The organism is Burkholderia sp. A2, from assembly GCF_001729305.1.
Lineage (GTDB): Bacteria > Pseudomonadota > Gammaproteobacteria > Burkholderiales > Burkholderiaceae > Burkholderia > Burkholderia sola.
Map to the genome: position 1 here is coordinate 1 of NZ_LZXX01000100.1, position 13781 is coordinate 13781.

Here is a 13781-nt window from a genome sequence, read left to right on the forward strand (position 1 = left end):
GGCCGATCCTGATTCGTGATTCGTGATGGTCGGTGCGTGCGGCGTGATCCGCGCGTACGGGCTTCGTTCGTCCTGTTCGTTTGGAAGGTGATCCCGATGAAAGCCGCTGCACTGATTGCATTGACCTGCCTCGCGCTGACCGCTTGCGGCGGCGACGACAATCCCTCGCCCGCTTCGTCGGGCGGCTCGGGCACGAGCAACAACGGCGGCAGCGGCGGAAGCGGCGGAACGCCGACCACCGGCACATCCGGCGGCAATCCGGGCTCGCCGACCGCGTCGAACGTCGAGTGCGACCCGGTTTACCAGCAAGGCGATACCGTGCAGTTGCACATGTACACGCAAGCGACGTCGCAGAGCCCGTCGGTCGACAACGGCGTGTACACGCGGACTTACGCGCCGGCGACGTTCAACGGCGTGGCGCTCACGCAGCAGGCCGAAACGACGCCCGGTTCGCCGATCCAGACCCATCACTACTACCTCGTCGGAAACGGTGTGCGCACGAACTACGGCAGCGAGGTTTACAGCGGCAGCACGCTCGTGGTGCGGGACGTGAACTCGCCGCCCTATGTCGAGACGATCGGGCTCGCGGGAAGCGAGACCGTGAATTACGTGAATACGCCCGTCGTTCCGTCAGGCGGCGCGCAAACGTCCGTCTCGATCCAGCGGACGTACGTCGCGCGCGAAACGGTCAGTCTCCGGAACGGCAAGGTCTTCGCCAACGCTTGCCACTATCAGACCACGGAGACCGCCGCCAACCCGGCGGTAACGACCAAGACGAGTGCAGACGACTGGCTCGCGCCCGGTGTCGGCCTGGTCAAGTCGGTCGCCGACGTGGGCGGCACGCAGATCATCACGCGCGAACTGGAAGCGGCGACGGTAGGCGGTAGGTCGTACTAAACGTCTGTGCGGATGGGCGGCGCGGATGGACAAGTTGCGCCGCCCGCCGCCCGCCGAGCCGTTCGCCGCGCAAGCCGGCGCCCGACAACACGACGCGCATGGCCGAGATCGATATCCCGCCCGATCAGGGCTGCGAACGCACTGTGCCGAGCCGCTCAAATGGAGCGCAGGAACGCGGCGGACATACCCAACCGAAGATCCGACGAGAGCGTGCGCGACCGTGCGATTTCCTTCGTGAGCTGCATGACCGTGCGGCAAGCCAGCGTCAGTTCGCCGTGCGGCGACATGGCGAGCGCAATGAAGCGCGGCACGGACGGATCGACCACCATCGACGCTTGCAACCGGCATTCCCGTTCCAGATTGGCGATCGCGTAAGGGCCCAGCAACGCATGAATGCCGCCGTCGGCGACGATGTGCCCCTGCAGGCTGAGAGAATCGGCTTCCGCCGCGAAATTCAGTGACACCTGATGTTCGCCCGCGACTTGTTCGAGCCGCTCGCGCCAGCTATTGGGGCGGCAGAAAGAGACCAGCGGAATGCCATCGAGCCTGGAAAAAGCGATCGTGGGCTGACTGGTCAACGGATCGCCTTCCGCCCCCACCAGATAAGTCGCGGCCTCGACCAGATATTCGTCGCCGTTTCTCGGCGTCGGACTATTTCGAAACAGGATGGCGAGATCGACGCTGCCGTTCTCGAGCCAGGTTTCCAGTAACGCTCCTTGACCCTCGCGCACCTGTAACTGCACCAGCGGATAGCGCTCTCGAAGCCGATGGTAAACGGTGCTGACCAGGGGATGGGCGGTGGAGGGCAGGATCCCGAGCCTGACCACGCCGATCGGCTCACCCGCCGTGCTGCGGATGTCGTTGGCCAACTGCTCCGTGCTGGCCAACCACGTTCTCACGCGCGGCGCGATACGCGCGCCCAGCTCGGTCAAGACCACACCCCGGCCTGTCCGTTGAAACAGGCGGCCCCCGCAGTACTGCTCGAGCTCGACGATCTGCCGGCTGATGTGCGGCTGACTGGTCCCGTAAGCAACGGCCGTCTTGCTCAGGCTCCCAAGTTCCGCCGCGTCGATGAATAGCTTCCAGGCCGCATAGTCCACCGCGAAGCCTCCCGCAGATATGTCAAATCAGTATAGCTGAAATGCGAAATTTGGCCGTTCTCGCATGGGTCGTGCGTCCCTACACTGCAACGCATGCACCGTCGTTCCGGTTCGATGCGAAACGGGCGGCGGGCTCTCCTCCCGGAAAGAGGAGCGGAAAAGCTCACATTTGGAGACGTCATGAAAGCGATCGATCTGCGCGGTTTGGTCCCGGCACCCGTCACCCCTTTCACCCGCGAGGGCGCGGTGGACCATGCGGCAATTCAACGGCTGGGCGCGTGGCTTGGCGGCATCGAAGGCGTCAAAGGTCTGACGGTGCTCGGACATGCCGGCGAAGGCACGTTCCTCTCGCAGAAAGAACAGGCTCAAGTCATCGAAAGCTTCGTGAAGTCCGTCGACGGCAAGATTCCGGTAATTGCCGGTATCACGCTCGAAGGCACGGAAGTGGCGGTGGAAGAAGCGAAGCGCGCGGTCGACGCCGGCGCGTCGGCCGGCCTGGTGTATCCGTCGCACGGCTGGCTGCGCTTCGGCTATCAGAACGGTGCGCCGCAGGATCGCTACCGCGCCATCCACGAGGGCAGCGGCTTGCCGCTCATCCTGTTCCAATACCCGGACGCCACCAAGGCGACCTACAACCTCGACACGCAACTGGAGATCGCCGCGCAACCGGGCGTCTTCGCGATGAAAAACGGCGTGCGCAACATGCGTCGCTGGGACGTCGAGATTCCGATCATCCGACGCGAGCGTCCGGAACTGCAAATCCTCACCTGCCACGACGAGTATCTGCTCCACACGATGTTCGACGTCGACGGGGCGCTCGTCGGCTACGGCAGTCTGGCTCCCGAGCCGCTCATCGAGCTGATCAAGGCGGGCAAGGCGAAAGACTACGCGGCCGCCCGCGCGATTCACGATCGCCTGCTGCCGGTGACGCGTAACGTGTATCACCGCGGGTCGCACATGGAAGGCACCGTCGCGCTCAAGCACGGTCTGGTGGCCCGCGGCATCCTCGAGCACGCCACTGTGCGCTCGCCGCTGTTGCCGCTCGCGCCAGGCGCGGACGTCGAAATCGCGCACGCGCTTCGTTCGGCCGGCCTCGTCGACTGACTCGGGCGCGGCACGTCCATAGTCGGATGACGACGGCGCAGCGCCACTCGCGTGCCGTCGGCGTCGAGCGTCGGGGCGGCGCGCGACACCGCATCGCACGCACCGCCGCCGACAGGCTCGGCAAACGATAAAAAGGGCGCCGATATCGCGGAAAACCATCAAGAAACGCGACCGGTGCCGCACAACAAGAAGCAAGCCGAAGGTTCATAAAATGCAGCTTTTCAGGAGACAGCATGAACACCCCTTCGACCGCCTGCGGCGTCGACCTTGGTCGATCCGCGAGCGAAACGCGTCCCATGAGCGAGCAACTGCGGGCGGCGAACCTGCTCTTCCGCATCGAGAACGTGCCGTTTTGCAAGTGGCACACCCAGGCACGGATCGTCATGGGCAGCGCGACCCTGTTCGATGCGTTCGACGCACTGTCGCTTGCTTTCGTGCTGCCCGTACTGGTGGGGCTCTGGCATCTTTCTCCCGGCCAGATCGGCGTGCTGATCGCTGCCGGCTATCTTGGGCAGGTCGTCGGCGCGTTGGTGTTCGGCTGGCTGGCGGAGCGCCTGGGGCGCGTGCCGAGCGCCACCGTCGCGGTGGGCGTCATGTCGGCCATGAGCGTCGTATGCGCGTTCACCGGCAGCTTTCACATGCTGTTTCTGATGCGTTTCCTGCAAGGCATCGGTGTGGGCGGAGAAGTGCCCGTGGCTGCCACGTACATCAACGAGCTATCTCAAGCGCACGGCCGCGGACGCTTCTTCATCCTGTACGAGCTCATTTTCCCGTTGGGCCTGCTCGCGGCCGCGCAGCTCGGTGCGTTCGTCGTCCCGCGCTTCGGTTGGGAATATATGTTCCTGATCGGCGGGATTCCCGGCATCGTCGTCGCGATCCTGATCGCACGCCTGCCGGAATCGCCGCGCTGGCTCGTATCACGCGGGCGTTTCGATAAGGCCGAACGCATCATCGAGCGGCTGGAGGCAAGCACGATGAAGCGCAACCTCGACACGCATGCGCAACGGGCCGAAGTGGACGCGCGCGTGGCGGGCCTTCTGATCGGACGACAGTCGAAGCAGAAGGGAACGTGGAAGGAACTGTTCTCGCCGTTCTACCGGGGCCGCACCGTCGTCGTGTGGCTGCTTTGGGCGAGCGCTTATTTCGTGGCCAATGGCATCAACAACTGGCTGCCGAGCCTCTACAAGACGGTTTACCACCTGCCGCTGCAAGCGTCGCTTCAGATGGCGTCGATCTCGAACGTCCTGAGTACGTGCGGCGTGCTTGCCTGTGCGCTGCTGATCGATCGGGTCGGACGCCGCCGGTGGGCAATGGCCTGTTTCATCATCAGCGCGGCCCTGCTCGCCGCACTGGGCATTCATGGCGCAGGCAGCGCGTGGTCCGTGATGCTGCTCGGATCGTCGGCCTACGCGGTGATGGCGACGACCACGGTTCTTCTGTACCTGTACACCCCTGAAATCTACCCCACCCGGATGCGCGCGATCGGCACCGGTCTCGCGACTTCGTGGCTACGCGCGGCGTCTGCCGCCGCGCCGGCGATCGTCGGCGTCGTATTGACCGGGAGAGGCATCGCCGCGGTATTCGTCATGTTTGCCGTGGTCAGTGCGGTGGGCTTCTTCGTCGCCGCGCGAATGGTGGAGACGACCAATCGTTCGCTCGAAGAGATTTCCCCGTAGTCACGCGCGTTCCTGACGGCGCCTTTCCCTGAGAAGCCCCGAGGGGGGAGGCGTTTCGTCGCTCGTCACGCCAGTGGCTTCAGCGACATGCTCGCGACAAGCTCCTCGTCATAGAGTAATCCATCAGTACTGCTGAAAGGATTGCCGCGGAAAAGGACGCTCACAAAAATATGAATGGAGACAACCGAAATGAAAAAGACACGACAGGTCGTGGTGCGCGTGGTCACCCGGCGCGTTGTCGGTACGCTCGGCGCGACGGCGATATTCAGCGCCGGTCTGGTATGGACTTCCGACGGCGCACGCGCAGATAGCGGCTCCCAGGTTCAGCTTTATGGCCTCATCGGCACCTACGTCGGGAGTATCAAACGCACTGACATGCCGCGGTCCACGGTGCTGATGGGAAGCGGCGGGCTCACCACGTCGTTCTGGGGAATCCGCGGCAAGGAAGACCTTGGCGGCGGCGTCGGCGCCATTTTCGTCCTCGAAAGCTTCTTTCAACCCGCCAACGGCGCGCTGGGGCGCAGTGCGGCGGACCCGTTCTGGTCACGCAATGCGTACGTGGGCTTTCAAGGTGGCTTCGGCCAGTTGACCTTCGGCCGCCAGAGAAACCCGGCCTATACGGCCGAATCCATCGTCAATCCGTTCGGATCCTCGACAGTCTTCTCTCCACTCGTCCTGCAGACGTTCGTGACGAACTATGGCGGGACGATCCTCGGCGATACGGTGTGGAACAACACCGTCAAGTACACGACGCCGGACTTCAACGGGTTCGGCGCCACCGTCATCTATGGTCTTGGCGGCGTTGCGGGTTCGCCTGGCGTCGGTAACCTCGGCGTTCACTTGAACTATCGAGCGCACGGTCTCACGGCCGTGTTGTCGGGCCAGCGCGTGCGCTATACCGCGGCAGGGCCGGTCGGCGCGCAGTACGCCTATCTGGCGGGCGCGGCATACGACTTCAGGATCGTCACGCTCTACGGCGCCTGGGCGATGACGAGCGACGCGCGTACGCCGACCGGCAGCCATACTTACGAGGCGGGTGTGTCGATCCCGTTGTCGCCGGCCGACTTCCTGCTTGCAGAGTGGGCGCGCACGAAGCGGTCCGGCCCGACCGAAGCGGCCCGCAGCCTGCGGAATACCGCGTCTGTCGGCTACAACCACCTGCTGTCGAAACGCACGGACCTCTACGCGATTTACTCTTACGACAAGCTGAGCGCTCACCCCACCGGCAATACGTTCGCGGCGGGCATTCGCCACACGTTCTGATTCCTTCCAGCGTCCTCCCCCGCCCCCGCTGCGGTAAATCCTTTCCTGAACGGGAGCGCGCGTTTATGATCCGCCGCTGCAAGCGGTCGTCGTCGGAATCGCCTGACGCGTCACACCACCGGTCCATTCCTTCGGACACCGCTTTCCGTTTGTGCCCAACTTTCACGCGAATCCGCGAAGCCCCCGGCTATCCGGGGGGCTCGTTACCGCCAAATCGAAAGCGATCTGTAAATAACAATGCTGCCGACAAGTTATAACGCGTTGCTCGTTCTTCTTTCGCTCCTGATCGCCATCTTGGCGTCCTACACCGTGCTGGACATGGCCGGGCGTATCAAGACGGCCAACGGGCGCGCCGCACATGGGTGGCTCGTAGGCGCGGCCAGCGTGATGGGAGCGGGCATCTGGTCGATGCATTTCGTCGGCATGCTTGCCTTCGCGTTGCCGATTCCGCTGGGATACGATCCGGCCATGACCGTGCTTTCGTTGCTGATCGCCATTGGCTGCTCCACGGTTGCGCTGTGGCTCGTCTGTCGGGGCACGCTCAGGTGGCACCGGCTTGGCGGCGGAGCGATGTTGATGGGGGCTGGCGTCGCGGGCATGCATTACACGGGCATGGCTTCGATGCACATGTCGCCGGGCATCCAGTACGACCCGTTGCTCGTCTGCCTGTCGGTCGCGATTGCCGTCGTCGCATCGGGCGCCGTGCTATGGATCGTATTCATTCGGCGAACCGGTTCGTCTCGCGTGCGCCTGCTCAACCTGGGGGCAGCGGTCCTGATGGGGGCCGCCATCGCCGGCATGCACTATACGGGGATGGCGGCCGCCCGGTTCCCGCTGGGCAGCATCTGCGGGGCCGCCCGCTCCAGCATGGACCCCGGCGGGCTTGCGCTCGTCATCGTCGTGGCCACGCTGGCGATACTCGCCATCGCGCTGATCGTTTCGGTCCTCGACCTGCGTCTGGAATCCCGCACGGCGGTGCTGGCGACGTCGCTGGCCGAAGCGAACCAGGAGCTGACGTATCTGGCGCTGCACGACACCCTCACCAAGCTCCCCAACCGCGTGCTCCTCGAAGACCGGATCGACCAGGCGATCCAGAGCACCGATCGCGAGCACGGATGTTTCGCGCTGATGTTCATGGACCTCGACGGATTCAAGGCCGTCAACGACGCCTATGGTCATCATGTCGGCGATCTGTTGCTGGTTGACGTGGCCCGGCGCATCGGCGCGAACCTGCGCTCGCAGGACACGATTGCCCGTCTGGGCGGCGACGAGTTCGTGCTGGTCGTGGCCGTGAACGAGCCCGCCGACGCGGCCGACGTGGCGGACAAGGTATTGGCGGTGATTCGGGCGCCGTTCCACGTGTCCGAACACGAATTGCGCGTGTCGGCCAGCATCGGTATCGCGCTCTATCCCGGCAACGGCAGCGATTTCCGGGAGCTGATGGCCAATGCCGATGCAGCCATGTATCACGCCAAGGCGCTCGGCCGAGACGCGTACTGCTTCTTCGAGGCATCGATGAACGCGAATGTCCGCGAGCACTTGAAAATCGTGCAGGAACTCCGTCTGGCGCTGGAGCGGCGCGAACTGGTCCTGCATTACCAGCCGAAGTTCGAAGTCCCTGATGGACCGATCATGGGCGTCGAGGCGCTGTTGCGATGGCAGCACCCGACGCGCGGCCTCATGTCGCCCGATCAGTTCATCTCGATTGCGGAAAAGACCGGATTGATCGTGCCGATCGGCGAATGGGTACTGGACGAGGCCTGCCGGCAGATGCGCGCGTGGCGGGATGCGGGTCGAACCGACTGGACGATGGCAGTGAACCTTTCACCGTTGCAGTTCGGTCACGCGAGCCTGATCCGGGTCGTGGAGGCCGCATTGCAGCGGCATGCGCTGGAGCCGCACTGCCTGACGCTGGAGATCACCGAATCGACCGCGATGCGCGATGCCGACGCCAGCCTGAGAATCCTCCAGCAGCTTCACGACATGGGGGTGCGAATTTCGATCGACGACTTCGGAACGGGTTATTCGAGCTTGCTGTATCTCAAGCGCTTGCCGGCCAGCGAGCTCAAGATCGATCGGGGATTCATCCGGGATCTCGAACACGATACCGAAGATGCCGCGATCATTTCCGCGATCGTCGCGCTCGGCCGGGCACTCGACCTGAAGATCGTCGCGGAGGGCGTGGAAACGACCGCGCAGCAGCAGTTCCTGACCCGGCTCGGCTGCAATTCGCTGCAGGGCTTCTTGCTCGGGCGTCCGATGCCGGCGGATCACTTCGTCGAAGTGACCGCGCAACGCACGGCGATCAAGAATACGTGATCGCGATCCGGCGCGCGTCGTGGCCGCCCAAGCGCGATCGCCCGGCGCATCTCCGCAGCGGTCGATGACGACAGCGGGTCGCCCACGCGATCGGCTACGGTATCGCGCAATCATCGGTGTCGCGCTGCCCCGCCTGCGCCAACGCCTGGCCGATTGCGTGCTGAACCGCGGCCGGATTGTCCAAAAGAAAGAAGTGCCCGCCATCGAATTCGCGGAAATCGACCGTGTGGTGCGACGCACGCAACCAGTCACGTTGCCCGGCCGGGCTCAGCAACGTGTCGTCGCGGCCCGAGAAAACCGTGACGGGGCAGGGTAGCGCGGTCGCGGACGGCAGCGGGAAGAACCGCTCGACGACGCGGAAATCCGCCTTGGCCAGCTTCAGCAGCATGGCCCGTAGCGCGTCGTGTTCCACCACTTCGCGCGGCGTCCCGCCGAGCGACACGACATAGTCGACGATCTGGGCGTCGGTGCGCGAATGGACCGGCATGCCATCGCGGTGCGCGTGGCGATGCGGGTAGAACGGCGCATCGGCGCCGGAGGCGCCGAGCCAGACGGGCGGATGCCCCTGTTGCGCCATGTCGCACGCGAAACAGTATGCGATCAAGGCCCCCATGCTGTGGCCGAACACCGAATAGGTGCGCGGCAACAGCGGACGCAGCGCGCGCAGGAAGTCGATCAGTTCGGGCAACGTATCGATCGCGCGAGCGCCCAGACTCCGGCCGCGGCCGGGCAGTTCGATCAGCCACACCTCGACGTCGTCCGGGAACGACGCCCCCCATCGATAGTAATTGGCCGCCGCGCCGCACGCGTGATGGAACACCAGCAGCCGATGCCGCGCCGTCGGGCGCTCGAGCGGAATGGTGACAGTACTGGCCAGCAAGACCATGCTTCTGAACTCCGGTTAAAAACGAACCAAACAAAATCCAAAACAATTGGATCGATTATCGATTTATTTGCAAAGGCATATTTTGCGTATCTATTCGCATATTTATGAAACAATGGGCTGGATTATTGGTTGCAGAAGATTATGATTTATCCTGTTTTCATGCAATAGAAATGTAATTGATTTAAGATGGGTTATGGTAAAGTCTGTTCGCTTCGATTTTTAGCGTGCTTGCATCGTCACTCGATGCTGTCGGGCGTGCTGTTCTTATCGAAATATCGAATTATGTGATGCGTGTGACACGCGTGATCGATTATTGAAACGAGAGAGACATGGAAGCCGAAACGCCGCAAAACGATACCGTTTTCAAAGTGGTCGTCAATCACGAGGAACAATATGCGATCTGGCCGGACGACAAGCTTGTGCCGGAAGGCTGGCGGGCGGCGGGCCCGTCGGGAAACCGGGAAGCCTGTCTCGAATGGATCGGCGCCAACTGGACCGACATGCGTCCATTGAGCGTGCGGGCCGCGCTGTCGAGATAATTATCGACGCTTCGCATCACGAGCACGCAATAAAAGATAAAGGAGCGATGCGGCATTTCGCGGTCCGGTGACGGCGCGCGGGAGCACGTTTGCGTTTCGCCGAGAGAATCCGAGGGTAAAACACACCATGTCAGTCGATGATCGCCTGGGGGTCTTCCTCAATACAGGCATTCTGGCTTCGCGCGCGCATGATCTGGGCTTGTTGATCGAGCGGCAGGACGCGCTCATGCAGCAATTCATGGAAGCGAAATTCGAACCGGCCGCCTGCGCCGCACTGTTGCGCGATGCGATTGCGCGCTATCCGTTTCTGGCCGAACTGTTCGATCCGGATTCGGTGGCGGCCGGCGGCTGCATCGCGAGCCGCGCGCTGCTCTACGATCTGCATCAGCGCCGCGACCGCTGGACGCTCGCGCTGGCGCCGCGGGGCGGCGAGCCGATCGTGCTCGACACCGCCGCCGGCGACGTGCCGCAGCTCGCGAATGCGCTGCGCGACGCGCTGCAGCGCAACCGCTGGCAGCCGCTGTCCGATCTGTACGCGGACCCGCGCCTGCTCGGCTGTGAACGGCCGAAGGGCGACGCGGCGCTGGCATGGCCGGCGTTCGACGGCCCCGGCATCCAGCGGCTCGAACACGCGTCGCTGCTGATCGCATCCGAAACCACCCGTCTGCTGACCGACCCGATCAGCCTCGCGATCGGCGGCAACGTCGGCCTGCCCGATCTCGATCGCGCGCCGTCCAACCTGGGCCAGCAGATCGACGGCATGCTCGTGACGCACGGGCATCTCGACCATTGGCACATCCCGACCATCCTGCGGCACGGCGGCGACGGATCGGTGCCGGTCATCGTGCCGCACATCCCGGTCGCATCGCTGCTGGCGCAGGACGACATGCAGCAGTCGCTGCGCGACGTCGGGCAGACGGTGCTCGCGCCCGGCTGGGGCGAGACGGTGCGGATCGGCGACATCGAGATCGACATCCTGCCGTTCTACGGCGAGCAACCGACCATCGGCGCGGCCGTGCCGCCGCACGACGTGCGCAACTGGGGCAATTGCTACCGGGTCACGACGCCGCAGTTCTCGGTGATTCTGCTCGTCGACAGCGGCGAGGACGCGAAGGGCTCGGTGATGGACGTGATCGACCGGTCCGTCGCCCGGCGCGGCCGGCCCGACCTGGTCCTGAGCTGCTGCCGCGAGATGCGCAAGGCGCCGTTCTGGCAGGGCCTGTTCACGTTCTGGATGGTGCTGCCGATGACCGACCTGCAGCGCCTGCCGCGCATCGCGGAAGCGGGCGACGGCCCGTCCATCACGCTCGGGCCGTCCGGTATCGGCGAGCTCTGCGCGCGCGCCGGCGCCCATGCGTTCGCGCCGTATGCGAACGGGTTCTGCGGCATCGCCACCGAGATCGACGACATCGGCTGGATCAACGGCGAGCCGGCGGAAGCCGACACGCTCGACCAGATCGACGCGCGCCTCGACACGCTCGGCGCGACCACCCGCGTGATCCGCTGGCTGCCAGGCGACGTGCTTCGGCATAACGGCGATTGGCAGGTGTCCTGATTTTCCTGTCGACAGGAGCCCCACGATGACTGGCAGCAAGATTGTGCCGATGCCGCGGATTCGCTACGACGGCAGCCGGAGCATGCGCGACGTTCTGGCCGGACTGAAGCATCCGGCCGTGCTGGAAGGATTCATCGACGCGTGGCCCGCGCGCACGCGCTGGACGCCGGATTTCTTCGTCGAGCGCTACGGCGAACACGAGATCACGGTGGAGACGTCGCAGCTGTCGCCGACGCCGACCCGGCCGGACCTCTACCTGGGCGCGCGCCGCTACGAAACCGCGCGCCTCGGCGCGACGATCCGCGCGATGCAGGCGCAGGGCAGCGCCCGCACCGCGTACATCACCTACGCGGCGATCTATTCGACGGCGCCGGAGCTGAAGGACGACATTGTGCCGCTGCACGAGCAGCACGGCTTTCCCGGCTGGATGCCGCGGTGGCTGAGGCGCAGGCTGGTGTTGCGGCCGGGCTTCTGGCTCGGCCCCGAAGGGATTTCGTCGCCGATGCATTTCGACCGGCACGAGAACCTGAACGTGCAGGTGTACGGCCGCAAACGCTGGGTGCTGTTCGCGCCCGAGCAGTCCGCCAACGTGTATTACCGGCAGCGCCGCGATCTGCCGGTGATCTTCAGCCCGGTGGACATGAGCGACCCGGACCCGGTGCTGTTTCCGCGCGTGCAGTCGGCGCCGCGCCACGACTTCGTGCTGGAGGCGGGCGACGTGCTGTACCTGCCGCCCGGCTGGTGGCACTACGTGGAATCGCTGAGCGATTCGATCAACGTGAACTACTGGTGGTGGTCGCCCCGCGCCGTGCGGACCTTCTGCCGGGTCGAGCTCGCGAGCCTGTGGCAGGCGCTCGCGCGCCGGTGGCGCCGCGCGGCCGACACGGCCGGCAAGCCGATGTCGATGCCGCGCTGACGCGCCGTTCCCACGCCGTTCGTTCTATCGGGCCGCCGTGCCGGCGGCCGTGTCTCTTCAGGAAGCCATGATGCAGAACGAGTTTGATTTCACCGTCATCGATGCGCTGTACGCGACCGGCTATCACGGGCCGCGCGCGCTCGACAAACCGGAGTTCTACTGGCGCTCGATGCTGGGCTCGATGGTCGCCTATCGCGACAGCTTCTTTCGTCCGCTCGGCGAGGAGATCGCGCCGGCCGAATCGCGCGACGGCATCGAGATCGAGGCCGCGCGCTGCGAGTACGAGGGCAGCCGGTTTCATCACGCGCTGCCGATGAACATCTCGTCGCTGCGTCAGTTCGGAAACCACTGGCACCTGGTGCTGCCGACCATCTCGACGCTGCGCGACGGGTATTGCCGTCTGCGCAGCCACGCCGGCGCGGTGTCGATGCTCGACCTGTGGTTCATCAGCAAGCTGTGCCAATTGCTGCCCGCCTACCTGATCCGTCGGCGCGAGCAGCCGGCCGACCCGGACAGCATTCCCGTCGTGCCGTCGATCATCTACCGGATCTCGCTCGGCATGCACCGGATCGTGCATATCGCGCTGATCAAGCGGATGGCATCGGGCGGCGATCCGGCCGCGCCGTGCCTTGCCAGCGACGCGTATTACGTGATCGCCGAGGCGGCGGGCCTGCTCGTCGGCCGCAACTCGGTGTGCGCGGGGCCGCAGACGATGGTCGAGCAGGCCTACCGCGCGATGATCGAGCCGGCGTCGCCGGCGGGCGCCGACGCGAGCGCGGCCGAGCCCGGCTTCTACCGCTACGCGGCGGCGTTCCTGAAGCTCGAAGCGGAAAAATACCTGTTCGCGGTGCGTGCGGCGCAGCAGTTGCGCGCGCTGATCGTCGCGCTCGACGCGGTGCCCGGTCAGGCGCGCACGCAAGCGTTTCGCGACGCGCTGGCGCGTTTCGAGGATTGGTCCACCGAACACACGAGCCCGCTTGCGCACGAGATTGCGCGCGAGGATCTCGCGATGCTGCTGCAGGGGGACGAGGCCGAGATCGCGCGGGCGCGCCAATGCCCGGCGGGCACGGTGCTGCGCCGGATGACGGCCGGCCTGAATCAGCTCGTCGCCGCGGCGGACCGGATGTGCGTGGCGACGCTCGGCGCCGACGGGCCCGCCCTGCTGGCCGAAATCGACGCGATGCGCGACGCGCCGCGCGACGCGGACGAATGGTCGGCCGACGCGTTCGCGGCGCACGGGCTCGACGCGGCGGCGGCGCAGGCGACGGCGGCCGCGCTCAATACGTACCTGCACGACGAGCGCGCCGCGCAGCGAATCTTCACGCGACTCCAGCAGGAAGTGGACCGCGCGCTCGGCATCGACGACGTCGTTGCGCCGTACTCGGCCGACGACATCGCCGCCGTGTTCGGCCCGCGGCTGCGCCATTGCATCGCCGAACACTTCGCGGAAACGGACGTCGCGCACCACGCGGCCCGTTGACGCGCGGTGCGCCGGGATCGACTCGCCGCGCCGTCCTTCACGTCCT

At 65.1% G+C, this 13781-nt stretch carries 11 protein-coding genes; 9 read left to right on the forward strand and 2 right to left on the reverse strand.

Translation table 11 applies throughout. The features are described from left to right. The first annotated feature begins 96 nt into the window (after positions 1–96). Positions 97–897: a hypothetical protein gene (locus A9Z05_RS19380; protein WP_069619564.1), complete on the forward strand. Its 801-nt coding sequence runs from the start codon at positions 97–99 to the stop codon at positions 895–897. A 155-nt stretch (positions 898–1052) separates the two neighbouring features. On the opposite strand, the gene A9Z05_RS19385 is transcribed toward A9Z05_RS19380, so the two are convergent. Next, positions 1053–1997, reverse strand: a complete 945-nt coding sequence (locus A9Z05_RS19385) for a LysR family transcriptional regulator (protein ID WP_069619510.1) — start codon at positions 1995–1997, stop codon at positions 1053–1055. A 180-nt stretch (positions 1998–2177) separates the two neighbouring features. Between A9Z05_RS19385 and A9Z05_RS19390 the strand changes: the two genes are divergently transcribed. From A9Z05_RS19390 to A9Z05_RS19405, 4 genes are all read left to right on the forward strand, one after another. Beyond that, a complete protein-coding gene (locus tag A9Z05_RS19390; RefSeq protein WP_069619511.1) occupies positions 2178–3101 on the forward strand; it encodes a dihydrodipicolinate synthase family protein in 924 nt (307 codons plus the stop codon). Between the two features lie 233 nt (positions 3102–3334). Then, on the forward strand, positions 3335–4777 hold the full coding sequence (locus A9Z05_RS19395; RefSeq protein ID WP_069619512.1) for an MFS transporter: 1443 nt from the start codon (positions 3335–3337) through the stop codon (positions 4775–4777). A 189-nt stretch (positions 4778–4966) separates the two neighbouring features. Continuing rightward, complete coding sequence (locus A9Z05_RS19400) at positions 4967–6040, forward strand: porin (RefSeq protein WP_069619513.1); 1074 nt, start codon at positions 4967–4969, stop codon at positions 6038–6040. 237 nt (positions 6041–6277) lie between these two features. Continuing rightward, on the forward strand, positions 6278–8359 hold the full coding sequence (locus tag A9Z05_RS19405) for a bifunctional diguanylate cyclase/phosphodiesterase (protein WP_069619514.1): 2082 nt from the start codon (positions 6278–6280) through the stop codon (positions 8357–8359). A gap of 94 nt (positions 8360–8453) precedes the next feature. On the opposite strand, the gene A9Z05_RS19410 is transcribed toward A9Z05_RS19405, so the two are convergent. Then, positions 8454–9245 carry a thioesterase II family protein gene (locus tag A9Z05_RS19410; RefSeq protein WP_069619515.1) on the reverse strand — a complete coding sequence of 264 codons (792 nt, stop codon included), beginning with the start codon at positions 9243–9245 and terminating at the stop codon, positions 8454–8456. 329 nt (positions 9246–9574) lie between these two features. Between A9Z05_RS19410 and A9Z05_RS19415 the strand changes: the two genes are divergently transcribed. The 4 genes from A9Z05_RS19415 (at position 9575) to A9Z05_RS19430 (ending at position 13735) form a co-directional block, all read left to right on the forward strand. Then, positions 9575–9784, forward strand: a complete 210-nt coding sequence (locus A9Z05_RS19415) for an MbtH family NRPS accessory protein (protein ID WP_069619516.1) — start codon at positions 9575–9577, stop codon at positions 9782–9784. Positions 9785–10010: 226 nt separating this feature from the next. Beyond that, complete coding sequence (locus tag A9Z05_RS19420) at positions 10011–11339, forward strand: MBL fold metallo-hydrolase (RefSeq protein ID WP_249190631.1); 1329 nt, start codon at positions 10011–10013, stop codon at positions 11337–11339. 25 nt (positions 11340–11364) lie between these two features. Next, positions 11365–12255: a cupin-like domain-containing protein gene (locus A9Z05_RS19425; protein ID WP_069619518.1), complete on the forward strand. Its 891-nt coding sequence runs from the start codon at positions 11365–11367 to the stop codon at positions 12253–12255. Positions 12256–12325: 70 nt separating this feature from the next. Next, positions 12326–13735, forward strand: a complete 1410-nt coding sequence (locus tag A9Z05_RS19430; RefSeq protein WP_069619565.1) for a hypothetical protein — start codon at positions 12326–12328, stop codon at positions 13733–13735. Positions 13736–13781 lie beyond the last annotated feature (46 nt).

Coding starts and splice junctions, on each gene's coding strand:
- A9Z05_RS19380 (WP_069619564.1), top strand. CDS start 97: ATGAAAGCCGCTGCACTGATTGCATTGACCTGCCTCGCGCTGACCGCT.
- A9Z05_RS19390 (WP_069619511.1), top strand. CDS start 2,178: ATGAAAGCGATCGATCTGCGCGGTTTGGTCCCGGCACCCGTCACCCCT.
- A9Z05_RS19395 (WP_069619512.1), top strand. CDS start 3,335: ATGAACACCCCTTCGACCGCCTGCGGCGTCGACCTTGGTCGATCCGCG.
- A9Z05_RS19400 (WP_069619513.1), top strand. CDS start 4,967: ATGAAAAAGACACGACAGGTCGTGGTGCGCGTGGTCACCCGGCGCGTT.
- A9Z05_RS19405 (WP_069619514.1), top strand. CDS start 6,278: ATGCTGCCGACAAGTTATAACGCGTTGCTCGTTCTTCTTTCGCTCCTG.
- A9Z05_RS19410 (WP_069619515.1), bottom strand. CDS start 9,245: ATGGTCTTGCTGGCCAGTACTGTCACCATTCCGCTCGAGCGCCCGACG.
- A9Z05_RS19415 (WP_069619516.1), top strand. CDS start 9,575: ATGGAAGCCGAAACGCCGCAAAACGATACCGTTTTCAAAGTGGTCGTC.
- A9Z05_RS19420 (WP_249190631.1), top strand. CDS start 10,011: ATGCAGCAATTCATGGAAGCGAAATTCGAACCGGCCGCCTGCGCCGCA.
- A9Z05_RS19425 (WP_069619518.1), top strand. CDS start 11,365: ATGACTGGCAGCAAGATTGTGCCGATGCCGCGGATTCGCTACGACGGC.
- A9Z05_RS19430 (WP_069619565.1), top strand. CDS start 12,326: ATGCAGAACGAGTTTGATTTCACCGTCATCGATGCGCTGTACGCGACC.